At 33.4% G+C, this 24,228-nt stretch carries 19 protein-coding genes, 1 tRNA gene and 1 other RNA gene; 15 read left to right on the top strand and 6 right to left on the bottom strand.

Translation table 11 applies throughout. From position 1 onward, the window contains the following. Nucleotides 1-51 precede the first annotated feature (51 nt). The gene (gene pmbA, locus Q1J40_RS02410) at nt 52-1,401 is read left to right on the top strand and encodes a metalloprotease PmbA (RefSeq protein WP_301098440.1); all 1,350 of its coding nucleotides are present in this window, start codon (nt 52-54) and stop codon (nt 1,399-1,401) included. A 42-nt stretch (nt 1,402-1,443) separates the two neighbouring features. Here pmbA and priC read toward each other — a convergent pair whose 3' ends face one another. Continuing rightward, nucleotides 1,444-1,950 carry a primosomal replication protein PriC gene (gene priC, locus Q1J40_RS02405; RefSeq protein ID WP_301098439.1) on the bottom strand — a complete coding sequence of 169 codons (507 nt, stop codon included), beginning with the start codon at nt 1,948-1,950 and terminating at the stop codon, nt 1,444-1,446. 451 nt (nt 1,951-2,401) lie between these two features. Here priC and Q1J40_RS02400 point away from each other — a divergent pair, with 451 nt between their 5' ends. The 4 genes from Q1J40_RS02400 to Q1J40_RS02385 all read left to right on the top strand — a co-directional run bounded on the left by Q1J40_RS02400 (nt 2,402) and on the right by Q1J40_RS02385 (nt 6,016). Continuing rightward, nucleotides 2,402-3,613 carry a porin gene (locus tag Q1J40_RS02400; RefSeq protein ID WP_301098438.1) on the top strand — a complete coding sequence of 404 codons (1,212 nt, stop codon included), beginning with the start codon at nt 2,402-2,404 and terminating at the stop codon, nt 3,611-3,613. A 78-nt stretch (nt 3,614-3,691) separates the two neighbouring features. Further along, nucleotides 3,692-4,372: a pyrimidine 5'-nucleotidase gene (yjjG, locus tag Q1J40_RS02395; protein WP_301098437.1), complete on the top strand. Its 681-nt coding sequence runs from the start codon at nt 3,692-3,694 to the stop codon at nt 4,370-4,372. A gap of 28 nt (nt 4,373-4,400) precedes the next feature. Beyond that, nucleotides 4,401-5,375 carry an HTH-type transcriptional regulator CysB gene (gene cysB / locus Q1J40_RS02390; protein ID WP_301098436.1) on the top strand — a complete coding sequence of 325 codons (975 nt, stop codon included), beginning with the start codon at nt 4,401-4,403 and terminating at the stop codon, nt 5,373-5,375. Beyond that, a complete protein-coding gene (locus Q1J40_RS02385; protein WP_301098435.1) occupies nt 5,375-6,016 on the top strand; it encodes a hypothetical protein in 642 nt (213 codons plus the stop codon). The genes cysB and Q1J40_RS02385 overlap by 1 nt, the downstream gene beginning before the upstream one ends. 70 nt (nt 6,017-6,086) lie before the next feature. Here Q1J40_RS02385 and Q1J40_RS02380 read toward each other — a convergent pair whose 3' ends face one another. From Q1J40_RS02380 to pyk, 3 genes are all read right to left on the bottom strand, one after another. Beyond that, nucleotides 6,087-7,643, bottom strand: coding sequence for a SulP family inorganic anion transporter (locus tag Q1J40_RS02380; protein WP_301098434.1), 1,557 nt, complete (start codon nt 7,641-7,643; stop codon nt 6,087-6,089). 80 nt (nt 7,644-7,723) lie between these two features. After that, nucleotides 7,724-9,670, bottom strand: a complete 1,947-nt coding sequence (gene recD, locus Q1J40_RS02375; protein ID WP_301098433.1) for an exodeoxyribonuclease V subunit alpha — start codon at nt 9,668-9,670, stop codon at nt 7,724-7,726. Nucleotides 9,671-9,783: 113 nt separating this feature from the next. Further along, complete coding sequence (pyk, locus tag Q1J40_RS02370) at nt 9,784-11,223, bottom strand: pyruvate kinase (RefSeq protein ID WP_301098432.1); 1,440 nt, start codon at nt 11,221-11,223, stop codon at nt 9,784-9,786. A gap of 152 nt (nt 11,224-11,375) precedes the next feature. Here pyk and sixA point away from each other — a divergent pair, with 152 nt between their 5' ends. From sixA to Q1J40_RS02340, 6 genes are all read left to right on the top strand, one after another. After that, nucleotides 11,376-11,894: a phosphohistidine phosphatase SixA gene (gene sixA / locus Q1J40_RS02365; protein WP_301098431.1), complete on the top strand. Its 519-nt coding sequence runs from the start codon at nt 11,376-11,378 to the stop codon at nt 11,892-11,894. Between the two features lie 267 nt (nt 11,895-12,161). Next, nucleotides 12,162-12,371 carry a transcription antiterminator/RNA stability regulator CspE gene (gene cspE / locus Q1J40_RS02360; protein WP_301098430.1) on the top strand — a complete coding sequence of 70 codons (210 nt, stop codon included), beginning with the start codon at nt 12,162-12,164 and terminating at the stop codon, nt 12,369-12,371. Between the two features lie 315 nt (nt 12,372-12,686). Further along, nucleotides 12,687-12,896: a transcription antiterminator/RNA stability regulator CspE gene (gene cspE, locus Q1J40_RS02355; RefSeq protein WP_301098429.1), complete on the top strand. Its 210-nt coding sequence runs from the start codon at nt 12,687-12,689 to the stop codon at nt 12,894-12,896. Between the two features lie 208 nt (nt 12,897-13,104). Continuing rightward, entirely contained in the window at nt 13,105-14,367 is a 1,263-nt protein-coding gene (gene glyA, locus Q1J40_RS02350) for a serine hydroxymethyltransferase (RefSeq protein ID WP_301098428.1), read from the top strand. Nucleotides 14,368-14,575: 208 nt separating this feature from the next. Then, nucleotides 14,576-16,399: a glycine betaine ABC transporter substrate-binding protein gene (locus Q1J40_RS02345; protein ID WP_301098427.1), complete on the top strand. Its 1,824-nt coding sequence runs from the start codon at nt 14,576-14,578 to the stop codon at nt 16,397-16,399. Then, nucleotides 16,396-17,133, top strand: a complete 738-nt coding sequence (locus Q1J40_RS02340) for an ATP-binding cassette domain-containing protein (protein WP_301098426.1) — start codon at nt 16,396-16,398, stop codon at nt 17,131-17,133. The genes Q1J40_RS02345 and Q1J40_RS02340 overlap by 4 nt, the downstream gene beginning before the upstream one ends. Nucleotides 17,134-17,210: 77 nt before the next feature. On the opposite strand, the gene mltA is transcribed toward Q1J40_RS02340, so the two are convergent. Next, a complete protein-coding gene (gene mltA, locus Q1J40_RS02335; protein ID WP_301098425.1) occupies nt 17,211-18,317 on the bottom strand; it encodes a murein transglycosylase A in 1,107 nt (368 codons plus the stop codon). A gap of 217 nt (nt 18,318-18,534) precedes the next feature. Here mltA and Q1J40_RS02330 point away from each other — a divergent pair. Next, nucleotides 18,535-18,611 (top strand) — tRNA-Met (locus tag Q1J40_RS02330). A 182-nt stretch (nt 18,612-18,793) separates the two neighbouring features. On the opposite strand, the gene ffs is transcribed toward Q1J40_RS02330, so the two are convergent. Continuing rightward, an RNA gene (ffs, locus tag Q1J40_RS02325) (signal recognition particle sRNA small type) lies at nt 18,794-18,891 on the bottom strand. 438 nt (nt 18,892-19,329) lie between these two features. Between ffs and cmoB the strand changes: the two genes are divergently transcribed. The 3 genes from cmoB to lysS all read left to right on the top strand — a co-directional run. Beyond that, entirely contained in the window at nt 19,330-20,295 is a 966-nt protein-coding gene (gene cmoB / locus Q1J40_RS02320; RefSeq protein ID WP_301098424.1) for a tRNA 5-methoxyuridine(34)/uridine 5-oxyacetic acid(34) synthase CmoB, read from the top strand. 125 nt (nt 20,296-20,420) lie between these two features. Then, the gene (gyrB, locus tag Q1J40_RS02315) at nt 20,421-22,853 is read left to right on the top strand and encodes a DNA topoisomerase (ATP-hydrolyzing) subunit B (protein ID WP_301098423.1); all 2,433 of its coding nucleotides are present in this window, start codon (nt 20,421-20,423) and stop codon (nt 22,851-22,853) included. A gap of 158 nt (nt 22,854-23,011) precedes the next feature. After that, nucleotides 23,012-24,228: lysine--tRNA ligase (lysS, locus tag Q1J40_RS02310; protein WP_301098422.1), on the top strand; the 1,217-nt coding region annotated here is incomplete at its 3' end.

The following is a 24,228-nucleotide window of genomic DNA, read 5'->3' as shown; positions in this document are numbered from 1 at the left end:
GTCAAATATTTGACATAATATATTGATTTTACTGATATTCAGGAAATACTTATGAGTTTAATTACAAAAAAAGAATTACAGAAACAAGAACAACAATTAAGAGAAGCGGTTAAATTAGCGTTATCACTTGCAGAAAAATCAGGCGCAACAGCAGAGGTTGGGGTAACAAAGGTTGCAGGGTTATCTGTTTCTACCAGATTAGAGCAAACTGAAAATATTGAATTTAACAATGATGGATCTTTAGGTATTTCAGTTTATTTAGGTAATAGAAAAGGTAATGCGTCTACATCCGATTTACAAACAAAATCAATTCAACAAGCGGTCGAATCCGCATTAGCAATTGCAAAATATACATCAGAAGATGAATATAGTGGCTTAGCGGATAAAGAATTAATGGCATTTAATGCACCTGATTTAGATTTGTATCATCAAGTGGAGATCGATGTTGATCAAGCAGTGCAATTAGCTATAGAAGCAGAGCAGTATGCGCTAAATTATGATCAGCGAATTGTAAATAGTGAAGGAGCAACATTTAACTCACATAGTGGTATTCGTGTTTACGGTAATACCTATGGTATGTTGCAAAGCTATTTATCTAGCCGATACTCTCTATCTTGTAGTGTTATTGCAGCACATGACGAGCAACTAGAACGAGATTATGAATATACTATTTCTAGAGAATTTGATCGTTTAGATTCGGCTCAATGGGTAGGTGAAAAATCAGCTCAAAAAGCAGTAGAAAGATTAAATCCACAAAAATTATCAACACGAGAAGTACCAGTTATTTTTTATAATGATATTGCAACAGGGCTTATTGGGCATTTAGCCGGTGCAATAAGTGGTGGAGCGTTATATCGTAAATCAAGTTTCTTAGTTGATAAGTTGGGAGAAAAAATCTTACCTGATTGGTTTGAAATTAGCGAGCATCCACATTTACTTAAACAACTTGCCTCGTCCCCATTTGATAGTGAGGGTGTAAAAACCCAAGATAGAACTATTATTGAAAATGGTATATTACAGACTTATTTACTAACAAGTTACAGTGCAAGAAAATTGAAAATGCAAACAACGGGACATGCAGGAGGAATTCATAATTGGCAAGTAAAACCTAACCGTCTTGGTGGATTAGAGACATTATTAAGAGAAATGGATACAGGGTTACTGGTAACAGAAATGCTAGGTAGTGCGATAAATGGTGTAACAGGCGAATATTCTCGAGGTGCTGCAGGTTATTGGGTTGAAAAAGGTAAACTTTGTTATCCCGTTGCTGAAATTACTATAGCAGGTCAATTACAAGATATGTATAAAAATATTGTTGCTGTGGCCAATGATATTGAACACCGATCAAATATTCAAACTGGTTCAATTTTGCTTGAAAGAATGAAGATCTCTGGCCAATAACATTAAATAAAAACTAAAAAGTAGGCGATAGCCTACTTTCGTCTATTCTAGTGCATTAATTGCATTTATACATTTTTGCTTTCTATATTCTGTTTCATAAATTTTTTCTTGATAAATTTTTTTTTGTTTATTATCTGAACATAAATAAATTTGTTCAATTAGCCAACTTAATTTTTCATTAAGTGCTCTTAAAGCCTTGTGATATTCTTGTAGTTTTTGGGTAGAAGATAGGTTAGAAAATTTCTTATTAAACTGATAATTAGAGATAAATTTAGGGAGAACCATATTTGTCTGAGATAAGAGTAAGAGTTTGTCTGTAGCTTCTTTTAATTCAATAAACTGAGATATTAGTTTTTGTACATAATACTCTATATGCTCTTGGCTCTTTTTTTGTATAGTAAACCTTGCTGTCAATTTTATTTCATCAACAAAATCCTTTACATATCCTTTATTCTTTGTGAAAGAATTGGATGAAATAGTAATTTCATATGAAAGCAAATGTTCAAAAATAGAGCATTGCTTCTCAATAGATTGTATAAATTTATTCATAATTATCAATTAATTGGTATTTTTCCAAAGTATAAATGAGTTTTGGAGATTTTCAACCATCCTTCTTTGCTCTTTATTTAATCATAATATGTATTGATTTGTAAAAATGTGAAATATATCACATTTTTAATGAACTTTTATTGATTTAATTAAATTCTATTAAAATCATATAGTTATATACTATTTTAAATTGGAGTAATACTCGGAATAAGTATGTATTTTTTTATTTTTTCTAACTATTTAATTTAACATATTGTTTTTAAAGATTATTTTTGTTAATTATAATAAGTGGTAATATATTGACACTTTATACTTATTCTGACAGTATACGCACACAATCGGAATTTGCTCATGATGATTACAAATGGAGTGAATGGTAGATTTGGTGATTATTCCTATAACCTTAACTAGGATGATTTAGCAGAACTAAAATAATTTTAAGGTGAACACTATGAAAAAAACACTAGTAGCATTAGCAGTAACAGCATTTGCAACATCAGCTTCAGCTTTGACCATTTACGAAGCAGATGGTTCAAAAGTAGTATTTGATGGTTCTATCCGTATGCGTTTGGATAACGAAAAATCTGTAGAGAAAAGAAATGGTGTTAAGAAGGTAACACAAAAAGCACACACTAATTTACATAATGATGGTACACGTTTTAATATCGCTATGAGCCATCAATTAGGTGAGGATCTTTATAGTTTTGGTCGTTTAGAGTTCCGTTTTAATGGAGATTCAAAAGGTACTGATAAGTTTGGGGATTTATTTACAAACAAAGCTTACGTAGGAATTGGTAGTCATAAATTTGGTGAAGTGGCTTTTGGTCGTCAAGCAACAATTGGCGATGAGATTTATCAAGCAGATTTTGAATATGCTTATGGCGTGTTTGATACTACTTTGAGTACATCAGGACGCTCAGTTATCCGTTATGATTATAAAGGTATTGAAGGTTTACATATTGGTTTAGATTATCGCTTTGCTGAACATCGTGATAACAAGGGTGAAGTAATTAAACCTAACTTATTTGCAGGTTCTGATGATTACAGTTCTTTATATCCACTAAAATCAGGTTATGGTGTCGGTGCTTTATATGAATTTCCTAAATTTGGTAACCAAACTGTAAGAGTTGGTGCTGGTTATACTCGTGATAATTTTGAATCATCTCCAGATCATCAGTTTGCAAGTCACCATCGTGATGCGTGGGGTGCAACAGCTAAGTATGCTATTGATGATTTAGAAGTAGCAATTGACTATAGTGGCCAATTTTTAAAAGAAGGATCCAAAAAAGATAAGATTAATGGTTTCCGAGTAGGTGCTTTATATAATGTGACAGATAAAATTGCGTTGTATGGTAGTTATGGTTATCTCAAAAATAATGTGGATAATATGTTTGGAGATGTTGTGAAAAATGTATGGAGTTTTAATGAACAGGGTAAAGCTCAAAATGATCCTAAACATACTAATGAAGATAACTATACAACAGAAAGAACAGAGCGTCATAAATTTATGTTAGGTACATCTTACCGAGTTCATAAAAATGTTGTAACCTATCTTGAGGGATCTATCGAAAACTCTAAAGAAACATATAGCTCAGATACGAAGAGATTGGTTAAAAAAATCCGTAATACAAATGTTGGCGTAGGTTTACGTGTTTTCTGGTAATTTTTTGATTAGGAATTTTTAATAATTAAAGCGAGTAATATTTATTACTCGCTTTTTACTTTTGTATAAGGATACTAGATGAAATATCAATGGATTTTATTTGATGCAGATGAAACGTTGTTTTCTTTTAATTCATTTTTAGGATTGAAATCAATGTTATTAAAATATGGCATTAATTTTACGCTTGAAGATTATGATGAATTTCAATCTATTAATAAACCACTATGGATTGCTTATCAAAATAATGAAATTGAAGCCAAGGATATTCAACAAATTCGTTTTAAAAAATTATCAGAGCAAACTGGTGTAGAGCCATTAATACTTAATAATCAACTAATGGAAGAGATGGCAACGCTTAGTCATCCACTTGAAGGCGTTAAAAGTACATTAGATAAGCTCTATGGTATTATTAATATGGGGATCATTACGAATGGGTTTAATGCACTTCAGCAGAAACGATTAATGAATACTCAGATGGATAAATATTTTGATATTGTTGTTGTTTCTGAAATGGTTGGTGAAGCAAAGCCTTCATCTAAAATTTTTGAGTTTGCCTTTGCAAAGATGGGGAGTATTAAAAAAGAAAAGATTTTGATGGTAGGAGATACGTTAACATCTGATATTCAAGGTGGAATAAATGTTGGAGTGGATACTTGTTGGTTCAATCATACACAAAGTGAAAATAATACTGCTATTATACCGACCTATGAAATTAAACGATTTTCTGATTTAATTAAAATTGTATGCGGTAAGATATAGCCGTAAATTAGTAAAAAAGAGTATAAAAATGAAACTACAACAACTACGTTACATTGTTGAAATTGTAAATCAAAATTTTAATATTACAGAAGCTGCAGAAGTACTTTATACATCCCAACCGGGCATTAGCAAGCAAGTTCGCTTATTAGAAAGTGAACTTGGCATTAATATTTTTGAAAGAAATGGTAAACATATCAAAGGGTTAACTCCATCTGGTGAGCAAATTGTTTCAATTGCGAGAGAATTATTATTGAAAACGCAAGGGATAAAAGCTGTAGCTGATGAACAAACTCATCCAAATAAAGGCACTCTTAGAATTGCTACAACCAATACTCAAGCTAGATATGTTTTGCCGAGTATTATTGAAAAATTTAAGACGCAATATCCAGAAGTTAACTTACATTTGCACCAAGGATCACCTAATCAGATTTATGATGCACTTATGTTAGGTGAAGTTGACATTGCAATAGTGACGGAAGCTCAATATTTATTCGAAAATGCAGTATTATTACCTTGTTATTTATGGAATCGATCTGTGATAGTGAAACCCAATCATCCACTTGCGAAACAAACTCAAAAATTAACAGTCGAACAGCTGGGTAAATATAATCTCATTACTTACACATTTGGATTTACTGGTCGTTCTGATCTTGATCATGCATTTAATAAAGTAGGAATATTGCCTAATATTGTATTTACAGCGACTGATGCGGATGTAATAAAAACTTATGTTCGATTAGGACTAGGAGTAGGAATAATGGCATCAATGGCATATACGCAATATGATAAAGATCTGGTTGCTATTGATGCAAGTCATTTGTTTCAATCCAGTATGACACAAATTGCATTTCGTAGAGGTATGTTTTTACGAAATTATATGTATGATTTTATTAATTATTTTTCTCCACACTTAACAAAAATGAGGGTAGAGGAAGCTGAGCAGTTAAGAGATAATAATGCAATATTGCGTCTATTTGAAAAAATTACTTTAGAGGAAAAATAATGAAATTATTTTATAAACTAGCATTACTAGCAGTGAGTTCCGTTGGATACATTACAAATGCATTGGCAGATGATTTTCATATTAAATATAGTTCAAATTATTTAATGCCTGCTTATGTACATTTTCATAATGATGCGGGTAAGTATAAAATTGAATCAAGAATCAACATTCCATTATATAAAATATTGTTTGTTGCTCAAGGACGCGATAATAACGATCGCTTGAGTTTAGAAAGTTATAAGGATATACGTAATGGTAAAAATTATGCTGTAGCAGAGTTAGATAAAAATACTATTCAGTATGGAAAAGTTAAAGATCCTTTAAAAAAAGAGAAATTGACTCTTCCTACTTTTGATTTGTTTAGTTTAGCTTTCCAATTAAGTTACTATGATAAATTACCTAATAGTTTTCAGACAACTAATGGAAAAAAATTATATCCATCAGAGAATGTAGTTATAAATAAATCTCAAGTAATGGTCAAAAATAATGGCAAAAATGTTAAAGAGATTACCTATAGTTTTAGAATGGATAATAAATATTTTACTATTAAGAAGCTAATAGGAGAGAGGTTCCCTCGATATATTTCCTACAGTCGTGATGGTGATAATTATGAGTTAGTGTTTGATGAATTTGTTAAGTAGGATATAAATTAAAAATGTATAGTCCCAATAAAGGTCATTTTTAATGTGACCTTTATTAGGTAGTTGATAATTAAATTGCACTTCGGTGTTCTACTCTAATATTTGTATGAGAAATTCCTTCTTGATTCTCATAATCATACTTAAACCCGCGAAGTTTCACCTGAATATTATTTTCTTGCGCATATACATTAGTAAAATCTTCAAGTAATTCTAAAATATCACTTGCTATATAGATAGCTTTTTCTGCATCAATAGTGATTTTTGAATTAGGTTGAATATTTTTTAAAGTTTTCTTTAATGCTGCTTTATTTAAGAAAGAAACTTCTTCTCCAAGCTCTAAAACAATTTGATCTGCATCTGCAAGTTCTTCTCTACTTAAGTAGTAAGAACGTTTCATATTACCATATAGTATGAATACTAGACTAATGACTAGACCTAATCCAACGCCTTTTAGTAAATCAAAGAAGACAACAGCAAATACGGTAGCTACAAAAGGAATAAATTGGTAGATACCTTTTTTCCAGTAACGAATATATACCGATAGGCGAGTTAATTTATAACCAATAATTAGCAATATTGTAGCTAGACTGGCAAGCGGTATTTGATTGAGTAATGAAGGAATTGTCAATGCACAAACAAGAAATAATATACCGTGGAATATGGCTGATGTCTTGTGTGTTGCACCTGCATTTGCATTGGCTGATGAGCGAATAATAACAGACGTTAAAGGTAATGCACCGACTAGTGCAGCAACAATGTTACCAATTCCTTGCACCCTTAATTCTTTATTGGTATCAGTGATACGGCGATGCTTATCTAATCTATCGGATGCTTCAATTGAAAGTAGTGTTTCCACAGATGCAACGATAGCGATTGTAATTCCTGTTACCCATACAATACTATTTAGAAAACCAGAAAAATCGGGAAAACGAATTAAATTTTCTGCTTCAAGTAAAGTATGTGGAGTTGGAATTTGTACTAATTGATCTGCAGGAATTGCAAGAGGACTTCCAATATATACAAAAATATTATTTATTATTATGCTAACGATTACAGCAATCAATGCTGAAGGCAATAATTTAATATTACGTAATCGAGGCACATAGTCCCAACCTATCATTACAAAAAGAGAAATGAGAGCAATAATAAGCGAACCGAGATGAATTTCAATAGTTGAAATATTCATAAAATCTGGATAATTTTCATTACCAAAGGCATAAGGAATTTGTTTAAGAATAATCATAATACCAATTCCTGCAAGCATTCCTTCTATAACCGCAATGGGAATATAGTTAGTTAGACTACCTGCTTTAATTATGCCTAATAATAATTGTGCTATACCAGCAACGATTCCCGCACATAGAAAGAGTTCAAAAGAACCTAGTTCAGTAATGGCATTAAGTACTATAGTAGCAAGTCCTGCGGCAGGGCCAGAAACGCTAATATGAGAAGAACTCAATGTACCAATGAGTATTCCGCCAAGTATACCTGATAATATACCTGATAGAGACGGAGCACCAGATGCAACAGCGATACCTAAACAAAGAGGCAATGCGATCAGAAATACGACTAATCCTGATGAAAAGTTTTGTTTAAGTAATTGTTTTTTGCTTTGTTGTTGGCTCATAGTTTAATAATCAATAAATAAAGTATTATTCTACTCTTTTTTAGTATAAGAATTTAAGTTTATTACATAAAAAGCAAAGATTATTGATAAAGCTGTAATAATTGTTCCATTAATCCACTTTGGCGTTGCGTTTTTGTTTTTACACCTTGTTCCCACGTTTTTCTATGGCTGAATAGAGTAAACTTATCTTTGGCTCGAGTAACTGCAGTATAGATCAGCTCTTTACTCACTACAGGGGAGTAGCTTAATGGCATGATTAGGAATGTATGTTTAAATTCAGAACCTTGGGACTTGTGTACTGTCATTACATAAGCAGGTTCATGATTTGGTAGTCGACTTGGTGAGATATTTAAGTTTTCATCATTTATTTTGGTTTCAAAATAGACTCGCAAATCACCTTTTTCATTGGGTAGGACAATACCAATATCCCCACTATAGATATTCTGTTGAGGCGAGTTTTGAGTGATTAATATCGGTTTACCAATATAATTTGTATTTTGATTCTTAAACTCTACAAGATTAGCCTCACGTAATGCCATTGCAATGGATTGATTTAGTTTTTCAGAACCTAGTTCACTGATTCTCAAAGCAGATAGAAATCTGACTGCCTGAAATGCTGTGAAAATATCTTCTATTGAAACATTCTTTGGATTGTTGCCTCGTTCATTAGCCTTAGATAAATAATTCTGATAGTGGGATACAGCTGATGAAACCACAAGCTTTACACTCTGATGTATCCACTCATTTTTATCTTGAGTAGAATTGCTTTCAGGATAAATCTCTAGATTTAGATCTTTATAGGTGTGATTTGCAATTATTTGCCAAGAACTAACCGCTTGTTGAGCATTGACTTGTGCTGCCAACTGTCCAATACCTGAATTTTCATCAAATCGAAAACTGTGTTTTAAATGTGAAAGAGAGTCACAAATCGGTATCACTTTTTCTCTTTGCGGTTTAATCGTATAGCCTGTTATTTTTTCTAAATAATGACAGTGTTCTTCGCTATATCCCCATTCAATAAATTGTCCAAGCTCTCCCATTATATTTCCTACCTCAACTGAGGCTAACTGGTCTTTATCACCTAACATAATAATACGAGTTGATGGTTTTAATGCATAGAGTAGTTTTTCCATAAGAAACAGATCAATCATTGATGCTTCATCAATAACGATTAAATCAACATGAAGAGGATTGTTTTCATTATAATAAGGTTGATCACTTCTAGGATTAATTCCAATAAGTCTGTGAATTGTTGATGCTTGTAAGGGCACTGCTAATTTTATAACTTCTGGCACAGACAAGTCTGATATATTTGTAGCAATAGATTCTTTTAATCGAGCAGCCGCTTTTCCTGTAGGGGCAACCAGAGCAATTTTCAGGAATGGTTGCTTTTGTTCTAGTTGTTTTTGTTGTAATGCAGTAAGTAAAGAGGCAACCGTTTTAGTTTTTCCTGTCCCTGGTCCTCCAGAAATCACGCTGAATGTTTGATTTAATGCAGTAGCTACAGCCATTTTTTGCCATTTAGCTCTTTCATCCCCTGTAAATAAGTTATTTAGAATCTTCTTGTCACGATCAAGATTATAGTTAGATCTTAATATTACTTTTTTATGTAGATACTTCGCAATATGATACTCTGCTTGCCAATAGCGATAAAAATAGAGCTTATTATTTTGGAATATTAATGGTGCAATCTCTGGCGGAGCATGGCTAAATGCAATATGGTTTTGTAAATTAGTTTGCCATTCAAGCGGTGAGATATGATTAATTTTTTGCAAAATTTCAGCGTAATATTTTTTCCCATCATTACTATATAATAAATCAAATGGATTTTGGATAAGCGTTAAATCTACGCAACTATGTCCTTGCATAACATGAAATGAAACTAAAGCACTTAGATAAACAGCTAGATTTTGTTGTTCAATTGAGAAATCGTATTTTTTTTGTTGAGTATCAATGAGTTTGGCAAATTGATAATTTAGTTCTGAAATAAATCCTTCAGATTTTAAATTAGATAGTAGTGTTAACATAATGGATAAGGTAGGAAAATAAATGACAGTATATAAAAAAATCCATACTTTTTGTACTTTTATACAATTAAGTATGGATTTCTTCTATTGAATTAAATTTAATATAAATAATTTTAGTCTACTGTAAGCATACGACACGTATTTGTGCCACCTTCTTTTAATTCATCACCATGAGTTAAAAGAACCATATCGCCAGCCATTAAATAGCCTTGTTCTTTTAATTTATTAATTGCTTTTTTTGCACCTTCAATTGTACGACTGTCATGATCGTAGAATACTGGAGTAACGCCACGATATAACGCACTACGATTAAGCGCTTGCTCATTACGAGATAATGCAAAAATTGGTAATCCTGAACTAATACGGCTCATGAGTTTTGCTGTTTCACCTGATTGTGTAAGCGCAATAATTGCACTGACTTTATCTGTATGATTAGCTGTATACATTGCAGACATTGAAATTGCTTCTTCAACGGTACTGAAACTATTATCCATACGATGACGAGAAACATTAATACTTGGCATTTTTTCTGCACCTAAACAAACTTCAGCCATAGATTTTACTGTTTCAACAGGATAATCGCCATTTGCAGTTTCACCAGAAAGCATTACCGCATCTGTACCATCCAATACCGCATTTGCAACATCCATTACTTCAGCACGAGTTGGCATTGGTTTTTTGATCATAGATTCCATCATTTGTGTTGCCGTAATAACAACACGGTTCAAACGGCGTGAACGACGGATTAATTTTTTCTGTACTCCAACAAGAGCGGCATCACCAATTTCTACACCAAGGTCACCACGTGCAACCATAATAACATCTGCACCTAGAATAATATCATTCATTGCTTCTTCGGTCGCTACTGTTTCAGCTCGTTCCACTTTAGCAACAATTTTAGGATCCAATCCTGCTTCTTTAGCTAATTGGCGAGCAAGATCAAGATCTTTACTAGATTGAGGGAATGAAACAGCAAGATAATCTACCCCAATTTTAGCTGCTAGTTTAATATCTTCTCTATCTTTTTCTGTTAATGCAGGTGCAGATAACCCTCCACCTAATTTATTAATTCCTTTATTATTTGATAAAGGACCACCAACAGTTACTTCAGTGAGAACTTTTGCTCCGTCAATTGATGTAACTTTTAATTGTACATTGCCATCATCAAGCAAAAGAATATCACCAGGCACAACATCATTTGGTAGATTTTTATAATCTAATCCAACTGCTTCTTGAGTACCTTCACCTTTTGGTAAATTTGCATCTAAAGTAAATTGATCACCAATATTTAAGAAAATTTTACCTTCTTTAAAAGTTGAAACACGAATTTTAGGACCTTGTAAGTCACCTAAAATTGCAACATGTTTACCTAAACGCTTTGCTATTTCACGGACTTTTTCCGCACGACTAATATGATCTTCTGGTACACCATGGGAAAAATTCATTCGAACCATATTTGCACCCGCCGCAATCACTTTTTCTAGTGTGTTGTCACGATCCGTTGCTGGACCCATTGTGCAAACAATTTTAGTTCTTCTGAGTTTACGAGACATTATTTATTTACTCCATTTAGTAATAGTTTGAATAAAAATCAGATTCTTTCAAGTTTAGTATTTGGTATAAGTAGCTTGAAACTACGAAAAATGAGGTGCATTATACGCCTAAATTATCAATCTTGAAACAGTTTATAGTTGGAAATTACATAATGAATATTTGGATAATGCGACATGGTGAAGCTGGATTTAATGCACAAACAGATCAGCAACGTTCTTTAACTAAAAAAGGATATAAAATGGTCTTTACTCAAGGACAATGGTTAGCGAAAAGATTAGAAGAACAAAAAATTAAATTAGATAGGGTTATTGTTAGTCCTTATTTAAGAACTCAACAAACTTTTTCTGAATTGTTAGAGGGAATGAAAGCGGTAAGTTCGCAAATATTTTTTACAAATGAGCAAGTAGAAAACTGGCAAGGGATAACACCTTCTGGAGATATTAATAATGTTATAAATTATATTAACTTTTTGCATACAGATAAAAACGTACAAAATATTTTGATTATTTCTCATTTACCTCTAGTTTTTGATTTAGTAAGAACACTAACTCAACATAAAAATTTTGTTCATTTTTATCCTGCAGTTATTGCAGAAGTTAGTTTATTAGGAAACGATAATTTAGAATTAGAAGATGGGATTTTAACAAATACACAAGCTCCTAATTTATAACATACAAATAAAAGCAAGTTATTTATTAATTTAAAATATAATTAATAAATAATTTGCTTTAAGTAAATTAATGTGTTCTAATACTTTCCAAGCTAAAGAGCTGGTTACATAAGTTTGTTATTTATTGCACTTCCTTTTATTACAAGTTTTAAATTTGTTTCTTGAAAGTTCTATTAATATCTATCTCTACTTAAATTCAAATTCTTAGCGTTATCGCTTACTTTCATAAGTATGCACAAATTTAATTTTTTTTATAAGGAAGACAATATGTCTAAGTTACAAGGTTTAGTAAAATGGTTCAACGCAGATAAAGGTTTTGGTTTTATCACTCCGTCTGATAATAGCAAAGATTTATTCGTACATTTTTCTGGTATTGTGGGTACAAACTTCAAGACCTTAAATGAAGGTGACCGCGTAGAATATACTATACAAAATTCTGATCGTGGTCCAGCTGCTATTGATGTAGTTGTTATTTAATTTATTTAGTTATTGATAAACTAATTATTTATTAATAATATTAAATCCCTACTTTATTAAATTAGAGTGGGGTTTTTTTATTATTAAATAAATATAAAATAATTTATTTAATTACTTGTATTTAATCTTTTTATATGTTCTAATGGGACCAAGCTAAAGAGCTGGTTATATTAGTTCGTTATTTATTGCACTTCCTGTACTACAAGTTTTAAATTTGTTTCTTGAAAGTTCTAATTAATACTAATTTCTATTCAATTTCTTAGCGTTACGGCTTTCAAGCCAACAGATTTAATTTTTAATAAGAAGGAAGACAATATGTCTAAATTACAAGGTACAGTAAAATGGTTCAACGCAGATAAAGGTTTTGGTTTTATCACACCATCTGATAATAGCAAAGATTTATTTGTTCACTTTTCCGGTATTATTGGTACAAACTTTAGAACTTTAAATGAAGGTGACAAAGTAGAATATACTGTACAAGATTCAGATCGTGGCCCAGCAGCAATTGATGTTGTTGTAATCTAATCTAGCATTTAGCTGAAGGATTTTAAACCCGAGACTTACATTGTGAGCCTCGGGTTTTTCATATCTATAACATAATATTGTACAGTTGTGATTCAGTTATCCTGATTGGTAAAGATATTTTTATCAAAAAGACTATCCGATTGAAATAAAAATGCGTAAAATGAATATATTCTTTAGTTACGCAAACGATTACCTATAGGAGAATCCAATGTTAAGACGTGATATGAATATCGCTGATTATGACCCAATTTTATGGCAAGCTATTCAAGATGAGAACCGTCGTCAAGAAGAGCATATTGAATTGATTGCCTCTGAGAACTACACAAGCCCAAGAGTAATGGAAGCACAAGGCTCTCAATTTACGAACAAATATGCTGAAGGCTATCCAGGTAAACGTTATTACGGTGGATGTGAATATGCTGATATTGTTGAGCAACTTGCAATTGATCGTGCAAAAGAGTTATTTGATGCAGATTATGTTAATGTCCAGCCTCATTCGGGTTCACAAGCAAATGCTGCAGTCTATATGGCATTATTACAGCCAAACGATACAATTCTAGGAATGAGCTTGGCTCATGGCGGCCACTTAACACATGGTGCATCAGTGAGTTTCTCAGGTAAAATTTATAACGCAGTACAGTATGGTATTACTGATGATGGTGTATTAGATTATGAAGATATTCGCCAAAAAGCATTAGAATGTAAACCTAAAATGATCGTTGGTGGATTTTCTGCTTATTCTCAAATTGTAGATTGGGCAAAATTGCGTGAAATCGCTGATGAAGTAGGCGCATATCTCTTTGTTGATATGGCTCACGTTGCAGGTTTAATTGCAGCAGGTGTTTATCCAAGCCCAATGGATCATGCTCATGTGGTTACTACTACAACACATAAAACATTAGCAGGTCCTCGTGGTGGATTAATTTTATCTAATGCAAAAGATGAGGACTTGTATAAAAAATTACAAAGTGCAGTTTTCCCTGCTGGTCAAGGTGGCCCACTTGTCCATGTTATTGCAGCAAAAGCAGTTTGTTTTAAAGAAGCATTAGAGCCAGAATTTAAACTTTACCAAGCTCAGGTCGTAAAAAATGCTAAAGCAATGGTAGAAGTATTTAAACAACGCGGATTTAATGTTGTATCAAATGGTACAGAAAACCATTTATTCCTTGTTGATCTTGTTTCAAAAGGTTTAACAGGTAAAGCCGCTGATGCTGCTCTTGGTCGGGCAAATATTACTGTAAATAAAAATGCAGTACCTAACGATCCACAAAAACCATTCGTGACATCAGGTATTCGTGTGGGAACACCGTCAGTAACTCGTCGTGGATTTAATGAATCAGATGTAATTGAATTAGCTGGTTGGATGTGTGATGTGTTGGATAGTATCAATCAAGATAATCATGAAGATGTAATTGCAAAAACAAAGGAGAAAGTTTTAGCGATTTGTAAGCGTTTACCTGTTTATGCTTAAATTTTTAAGCGATTACTTGTAATTTATTTTTTGTAAGTATTGAATAGCCTGTATTTTAGTTTTTTTAAGATTAGAATGCAGGCTTTTTTATTTTTTGCAAAAGAACGTTTTATGTGCATAAAATATTTAAGACATCTATAATGATGTCTTAAATACAAATATATCTGTATAAATTAAGGTACAGACTGAGTAAAATAAGAGAAAATCAGTGAAAAATTTTTTTAGTAAATTATGCCTTTTACTTCTTATTTCCCCATTAAGCTATGCAAAGCAAGAACCTATAAAATTTGGAGCATTAACTTGGGAAAGTGGTCAATTCACAACTGCATTATTACAAACAATTATTGAGAAAGGATATGGGTATCCTACTCAAGAGGTTTCAGGAGCAGGTATTGCACTTGAAAATGCACTTATCCAAAATGATATTCAAATTATAGGTGAAGTTTGGGCTGGTCGATCTGATGTTATGCAAAAAGCAATTACTGATGGTCAAGTTAAAGTTATTGGCGACACATTAAAAGGTGGAGCGACTCAGGGTTGGTATATTCCTCGTTATGTACAAGAACAATATCCGCAATTAAAACATGCTAGAGATTTAGCCAAATTTTCTTCCCTATTTACTGATCCTAATGATCCACTGCATGCTCGTTTTTTGAATTGTCCTACGGGATGGACTTGTGAAGTATTTAATTCACATTTACTACATAACTTTGGATTAGATCAACAATTTAATAATGTTCAACCTGGAACAGGGGCTGCTTTAGATAGTGAAATATCATCATATTACGAACAGAAAAAACCAATATTATTTTATTATTGGCAACCAGCGGGATTAATGGCTAAGTATGATTTTGTTCCTCTCGAATTTCCTGAGCATGATGCAACTTGTTGGTGGTCAGAGTTATTAAAAATAGATAGCAATGCAGATTGTTTGTCTGGTTTTCCTGTTTCTAAACTTGCTATCGGAGTATCTGAAAAATTTACTCAAGATTATCCTGAGCTAGTTAAATTTTTTGAAAAAATACAGTTAGAACCTAAAGAATTAAACCAACAAATTTTAGAAATGATAGAGTATCATCGTACTAGAGAAGAACAAGCGGTTATTTTCCTTCAAAAAAATGTCAAAAAATGGGAGACTTGGGTTACACCTAAAGTAGCAGAACAATTAAAATCTTCTCTTATACCGCAAACATCTAAGGAATTTTTTCCTGAATGGTCTGTACAAATACCTTTTAATCAATGGTTAAAAAGTTTTGTACAAAATCATGGAGATTTATTTCGTCAAGTTAGTCTTTATTTTCAACAATATTTATTAAACCCTGTTGGACATTTTTTCGCACAAATTCCTGCATGGTTATTTATTGGAGTTATTTCATTGGTTGTATGGCATGCGACTCGTAAATGGTATTTTACCTTATTGAGTGCATTAGGATTATTTCTCATTGGTGCTTTTGGTTTATGGTTTGAGGCGATGCAGACTGTTTCGCTAATGTTAGTGTCGATTGGTTTAACTGTAATAGTAGGGATTCCTTTAGGAATTTTATTAGCAAGATATTCAAAAATTTATCGGATAATCTTACCATTACTCGATATTATGCAAACAATGCCAAGTTTTGTTTATTTAATTCCCGTATTAATGTTATTTGGTATTGGCGAAGTGCCAGCGGTATTTGCTTGTATGATTTATGCCATAGTACCTCTAATTAGATTAACAGTACTGGGAATTCAACAAATTGACCAAGAACTGATTGAAACAGGGAAAGCATTCGGAAGTAGCCGTTGGCAGATGCTGAAATGGATTACTTTACCATTAGCAAAACCTCAAATAATGGCAGGAATCAATCAAACTGTAATGATGTCACTTGCTATGGTTGTATTAGCGTCCATGATTGGTGCCTCAGGGTTAGGACAAATTATTTTACAAGCTATTCAAACCTTAAATGTTGGCCAAGGATTACAAGCAGGTAGTGCAATAGTAGTTTTAGCTATTATTGTAGATCGTGTAACACAGGGATATGGGGGTAAGAAGTGAGCAATATTGAATTTAAAAATGTGACAAAAATATATGGAAAGAAAGTTGCATTAGATAATGTTTCGATGAGTTTACCCAATCAAAAAATCAGCTGTATTATGGGGTTGTCAGGTTCAGGTAAATCGACACTACTTCGCCATATCAATCGATTACTTGATCCCACATCTGGTGAAGTATGGGTTAATGGACAAAATTTAATTAAGTTGAGAGCTAAAGAATTACAAAAATTCCGTCAAGACTGTGTCAGTATGATCTTTCAACATTTTGGATTGTTACCTCATTTGAATGTAATTGAGAATATTGAATACGGTCTAAAAGTTAAAGGTATAGAGGCTAAAGAGCGACGTGAAAAAGCACTTTATTGGCTCAATGAAGTAGGATTAGTTGAAAATGTTTCCAGTTATCCGCAAGATCTATCAGGAGGAATGAAACAACGTATAGGTATTGCTCGTGCTTTTGCATGCGATACACCGATTTTATTAATGGATGAACCTTTCTCTGCATTAGATCCTATTACTCGAGCAGGACTTCAAAATTTAGTGTTAGAATTACAACATAAATGGCCTAAAACCATTGTATTTGTTACTCATGATTTAGATGAAGCAGAAAAAGTTAGTGATCATGTTATATTGCTAGAGCAAGGTAGGGTTGAACAAATAGGGAGTTTTGATGCATTACTTAAAACACCAGCAACAGAACACGTCATAACCTTTATGCAAATTAAACAAACTTAGTGATTATGCTTTAGAAAAAACTTGTGACTAAAAATATTTTAATCACAAGTTTTATTATTCAGGGATAGAGCTTAAAATTAATTCAAGATCCAAACACGCCCATAATGTTTCAATAAACCTGCTGTATGACCTGCTTTATCTCCAATTCCTTGGTATAAATCAAAATGTTGACCTTTTACAGCTCCACCTACATCTAATGCAACCATTAATCTCAATTCATGTTTACCCGTCCAATTTCCTTGATTATCAATGAGTGGCATTTCTACTAATAAAACACTTCCAGTTGGAACAATACGTTTATCCGATGCTACAGAAGCTAGAGGTACTAGAGGTACACCTGCTGATCCCTTAACATTTAAAGTTTGATCATACCTGAAATAGACAAACGAACGATTACGTTCTAATAAGGCTTGCAGACGAGATGGATTTCTCGCCCCCCATTCGCGAATGGCTTGTACAGACATTTGTTCTTTTGGAATTTCACCATCTTCAACAAGTAATCGTCCTACACTAGTGTATCCATATCCATTTTTATCTCCATAGGCAAAATGACGAAGATTTCCACCACCTAGATCAACAAATCCACTTCCTTGAACTTCCATTAAAAAATTATCTAGCATCGAATTACTATAAGCTAGCTCTAAGCCTTTTCCATATAATGCTCCGTTATAAATTTCAGCTCGAGTATATTTCTTTTGTCCTTTAGGAATAGCATAAATAGGGTGAATAAATTCACCTTGTCGAGTAAGACGAGCTTGAATAACAGGTACGTAATATCCTGTCATTAATACATTTTGAAATCCATCTTCGCCACGCATTTGGTTTGTACTGATACCATATCTAGACAGTTCATGAATATTTCCGCTTCGATTAAGCCAGTTAGTTATTTTCCCATAAGTACTTGCAAAGCGATTAGTTATAGTTGATGAATAGGAACGAGCATAATTTAATTGTTGTAAGAATTCCCTTGGATTAACAATTTTTCCATTTACATTAACAGTTGCTGTTGCAAAATAAGGATATTGTGGTGGAATAAATTGACGATTTTGGAAAATTGCACCTAATTTTTGTGTATTCGATGAATAAACTTTTGTATGTTTTTTAGTTGTGGTAGTTGAACATCCTACAATTAATAATGCAATAGCAGTTGTAAGTAATAATTTTTTATTTTTTCCCCAAGTCATAAATAAAATTCCTCGACAAGTTAGTAAACTAAGAATATTTGAACAGTGAGCATAACAAAAAAGGTAATTATTCGATAGTGATAATTTTTCTATGAATAAAAATAAAACATAAAGGTGTAATTTTGAGTAATTATTGTATTTGTTTAGGGCAAATAAATCATAATAGTAAATTAGTACTTGAATCTGTCATAAAAAATCGTATTATAGGGCCATCAGACGCGGGGTGGAGCAGCTTGGTAGCTCGTCGGGCTCATAACCCGAAGGTCGTTGGTTCAAATCCAGCCCCCGCAACCAATTCCAATTCTTATTTTCTATCTATAAGTAATTTTTCTCACAAAAATTTCTATTTTCTAGCAATTATTTAGATATTTATCTTCCATTACTCAAATTAATAGCTACGTAATGATAGCTAATGTCATTTACAAAATGAATGGAAATAAATACGAATCGTATAAGATATTATAAATAAGGTGGAGGCATTCCCAGCAAACCTCGGCACATAGAAATCCCAATTCTGGCTGCTTTCTTCCGAACCTGACCAAGTAAATTGAACACCATTGCGAGGAACCAAGAATGCCCCCATTGAGTTACACTGTCATGTGTAATGACTATGATTGTAGTCTATAAAATCCATTAACACAAGAATTAGAAAGTTTAAATATATAGAATGCTATAATAAATTACAATTTCTGCTAATTAATTGACCATTTGTGCTTATTAAATATTTAAATTAATTAAATTTGAGTTGTAACATCGTAACGAATGTAAAATTATTTAATTACAATATAAATAAATGTTGATTTTTATGTTTAGACTGATAGGATTGGGCAAGTTTTATTGATGTTCATTTAGGATATTGATGAAGCGGTTATATAACAAAGGAAATTTTATTCATAATATTTTCGGCTAGATTTTATCTAGCCTTTTTTATTATCCAACTATCTGCTTTTTGCAGAATATAGCGAATTGCATTAAAATTTCCAATATTCTAACCTTTAATACTAAAATCCTTATGATTGATTTTCGCCCTTTTTATCAGCAAATTGCCACAACAACTCTTTCTAGTTGGCTAGAAACTTTACCTTTACAATTAAAACAATGGGAAAAACAAACTCATGGTGAGTATGTAAAGTGGGCAAAGCAGATTGATTTCTTACCAAGTTATGCTGCAACTCTTAATTTAAAAGATCGTGTAGAATCTACATTAGATCAACCGTTACCATCGGGAGAACAGAAACGATTGGAGTATCACCTTAAGCAATTAATGCCGTGGCGAAAAGGACCTTATCACCTTTATGGTGTACATATTGATTGCGAATGGCGATCTGATTTTAAATGGGATAGGGTTTTGCCTCATTTATCGCCACTAAAAGATAGAACCATTTTGGATGTCGGGTGTGGTAGCGGTTATCACATGTGGCGAATGGTAGGTGAAGGCGCAAAACTTGTTGTAGGTATTGATCCAACCGAGCTTTTCTTGTGTCAATTTGAAGCCGTGCGTAAATTATTAAATAATGATCGCCGAGCTAATCTAATTCCTCTTGGCATTGAGCAAATGCAACCTTTGCATGCCTTTGATACGGTTTTTTCAATGGGAGTGTTATATCATCGTAAGTCGCCATTAGATCATCTTTCTCAACTTAAAAATCAATTAGTGAAGGGCGGAGAGCTAGTATTAGAAACGTTAGTGATTGATGGTGATATAAATGATGTCCTTGTACCAGCCGATCGTTATGCGAAAATGAAGAATGTCTATTTTATCCCTTCAGTTCCTGCATTAATAAATTGGTTAGAAAAAACTGGATTTAAAAATGTACGATGTGTTGATGAAGCTGTGACAACATTAGAAGAACAACGTAAAACAGAATGGTTAGAAAATGAATCATTAATTGATTTTCTTGACCCTAATGATCATTCAAAAACCTTTGAAGGATATCCTGCCCCTAAACGTGCTGTAATTATTGCAAATAATCCCTAAAAAACCACCGCTTGTCTCATAACAAGCGGTCACTTTCTTCTATTTTTCTGCTATAATATCTGTTAATTTTCGGTAAATGCCGTAGTCTTTTTTTAAGACTATAGTTTAAGATAATAGGAATGATAATGTCTGAACAACAACCAACAAATAGCTATGATTCTTCTAGCATTAAAGTCTTGCGTGGACTTGATGCAGTGCGTAAACGCCCAGGAATGTATATTGGTGATACCGATGATGGAACAGGATTGCATCATATGGTCTTTGAAGTAGTCGATAACGCCATTGATGAAGCATTAGCGGGTTATTGTAATGATATTGTCGTGACGATCCATTCGGATAATTCTGTCTCTGTACAAGATGATGGTCGTGGTATTCCTGTTGGAATTCATTCTGAAGAAGGAGTATCAGCGGCCGAAGTCATTATGACTGTACTCCACGCAGGCGGTAAGTTTGATGATAATTCTTATAAAGTTTCAGGTGGTCTACACGGTGTAGGTGTATCTGTTGTGAATGCTTTATCATCAAAATTACAATTAACTATTCGTCGTGAAGGTAAAGTACACGAGCAGTTTTATAGCTTGGGTGAGCCTGATGCACCGTTAACAGTCATTGGTGAAACTGAAAAAACAGGTACATTAGTTCGTTTTTGGCCAAGTCTTGATATTTTCAAAAATAAAACTGATTTTGAGTATGCGATTTTATCTAAACGCTTGCGTGAGCTTTCATTTTTAAATTCTGGTGTGTCAATCAAACTTATTGATGAACGTAATGATAAATTTGAGCATTTCCACTATGAAGGGGGAATCCGTGCCTATGTTGAATTTTTAAATGAAGGTAAAACGCCAATTCACCCAACTCCATTCTATTTATCAACAGAAAAAGATGGCATTGGCGTAGAAATCTCAATGCAGTGGAATAATAACTATAACGAAAATGTGTATTGTTTTACCAATAACATTCCACAACGTGACGGTGGTACTCACTTAGCAGGGTTCCGTGGCGCATTAACTCGTGCATTGAAAAACTATATGGATTCAAGCGGCAAGATTAAAAAAGCCGATGCAAAAATTGATGCGTCTGGCGATGATGCACGTGAAGGATTGGTTGCGGTAATTTCTGTTAAAGTGCCTGATCCAAAATTCTCATCACAAACTAAAGACAAATTAGTTTCTTCAGAAGTTCGTTCAGCAGTAGAAAGCTCAATGAACGAAGCGTTGCAAGAGTATCTCATTGAAAATCCGAATGATGCACAAAATATTGTAACCAAGATTATTGATGCTGCACGAGCAAGAGATGCTGCTCGTAAAGCACGTGAAATGACTCGTCGTAAAGGTGCATTAGACCTTGGTGGCTTACCGGGTAAATTAGCCGATTGCCAAGAAAAAGATCCAGCGTTATCTGAATTGTACTTAGTGGAGGGGGATTCTGCGGGCGGTTCAGCAAAACAAGGACGTGATCGTAAAAATCAAGCGATTTTACCGTTGAAAGGTAAGATTCTAAACGTGGAAAAAGCCCGTTTCGACAAAATGCTCTCTTCGCAAGAAGTGGCGACCTTAATTACTGCACTTGGAGCAGGAATTGGTCGAGATGAATATAACATCGAAAAATTACGTTATCACAAAATTATCATTATGACCGATGCGGATGTCGATGGTGCGCATATTCGTACCTTATTATTGACTTTCTTCTATCGTCAAATGCCAGAGCTAATTGAGCGTGGTTATGTTTATATTGCTCAACCTCCACTTTATAAAGTGAAAAAAGGTAAACAAGAGAAATATATTCAAGATAACGATGAAATGACACAATACGAATTAGCTTTAGCCTTAGATGGTGCGGCATTGTATGTAAGTGAAACTGCTCCAGCAATGAGTGGAGTCGCGTTAGAGAATTTAATTTCAGAATTTAATGGTGTGAAAAAATTATTTGAGCGTCTAGTACGTCGTTATCCAATGCCAATTTTAAATGAGTTGATTTATCAACCTGCATTATCATTAGATTTTGCAAAAAATGAAGCAGATGTAACCGCTTGGTGTCAGCAATTAGTTGAAAAATTAGTTGAGAATGAGACTGGTGGAAGTAACTATGTTGCAAGCGCATACTATAATACTGAACGCTCTATCTATGAGCCTCAAATTATTGTAACGACTCACGGTATTGATACCACTTACCACATTGATTTTAATTTTATCAATAGTAATGAATATGGACGTATCACTAAACTGGGTCAGCAGTTAATTGGATTACTTGAGCCGAGCGCTTATGTAATGCGAGGCGAGCGTAAACAAGAAATTGAGAGTTTTGAAGAAGCAATTGATTGGCTAGTAAAAGAATCGCGTAAAGGCTTAAGTATCCAACGTTATAAAGGGTTAGGTGAAATGAATCCTGAACAGTTGTGGGAAACAACAATGGATCCGGTAGCAAGAAAAATGTTACAAGTAACCATTACCGATGCGATTGCCGCAGATAAATTGTTTACTACATTAATGGGGGATGATGTTGAACCACGTCGTGATTTCATTGAAAGTAATGCCCTATATGCGAACTTAGATATCTAGTTTTAGTGATTTATTTTAAATACCCCGAGCTTTCGGGGTATTTTTTGCAAAATTATCTGCTAAAGTTACCGCTTGCTTCCTACCCAATTTCCTCAAAATCGCTTATAATTCCCTACTTTATAGAACCGAATTCATTTTAAAAATTTTAAGGTAATACAATGTCTGAACAAGAAAACCAAGAAGTTGATCTAAATGGCGAAATGTTAGCTCGTCGTGAAAAATTGAATCAATTACGCCAAAAAGGCAACCCATTCCCAAATACTTTCCGTCGTGAGAACTTAGCTGCTGATTTACATAAAGACTATGATGATGAAGATGGTGAAGCATTAAAAGAAAAAGAAATCAAAGCTGTTGTGGCTGGACGTATTATGTTACGTCGCTCAATGGGGAAAGTGACTTTTATTACTATTCAAGACGTGAGTAGTAAAATCCAACTTTATGTCGCTCGTGATAGCTTACCTGAAGGCGAGTATGCAAGCACCATCGCAATGCTTGATTTAGGTGATATTGTTGGTGCAAAAGGAACATTATTTAAAACCAAAACAGGCGAATTAACTGTTCGTGTAAGTGAATTACAATTATTAACTAAATCACTTCGTCCATTACCAGACAAACACAAAGGTTTAACGGATCAAGAAATTCGTTATCGTCAACGTTATTTAGACTTAATCGCAAATGATGATTCTCGTCGCACATTTATGATTCGTTCTAAAGTGGTATCAGGTATTCGTCAATTCTTCTTAGAAAAAGGATTTATCGAAGTTGAAACACCAATGTTACAAGTGATCCCAGGTGGTGCAGCTGCTAAACCGTTTATTACTCACCACAATGCACTTGATGTTGATATGTACTTACGTATTGCACCAGAACTTTACTTAAAACGTTTAGTTGTGGGCGGCTTTGAGCGAGTATTTGAGTTAAATCGTAACTTCCGTAATGAAGGGGTTTCTGTTCGTCACAACCCTGAATTTACAATGATTGAGTACTACCAAGCTTATGCGGATTATCACGATCTAATGGATAATACTGAAGAATTGTTACGTCGTTTAGCATTAGATATTTTAGGCACAACAGATGTACCTTATGGCGAATACGTATTTGATTTTGGCAAACCATTTGAGCGTATTACAATGCATGATGCGATTGTAAAACACGGAGATGGCATTACCCTTGAAGATTTACACGATTTTGATAAGGCAGTAGCAATTGCGAAAGGCTTACATATTGAAATTCAAAAATCATGGGGATTAGGTTCAGTTGTGAACGCTATCTTTGAAGAAGTAGCAGAACACAAATTAATTCAACCAACATTCTTAATGGCACACCCTGCGGAAATTTCTCCATTAGCACGTCGTAATGATGAAAATCCAGAAGT

The sequence above is a fragment of the Otariodibacter sp. genome, assembly GCF_029256985.1.
Lineage (GTDB): Bacteria > Pseudomonadota > Gammaproteobacteria > Enterobacterales > Pasteurellaceae > Otariodibacter.
Note: the sequence above shows the minus strand (reverse complement) of the source record. Positions and strands in the feature narration are given on the sequence as shown.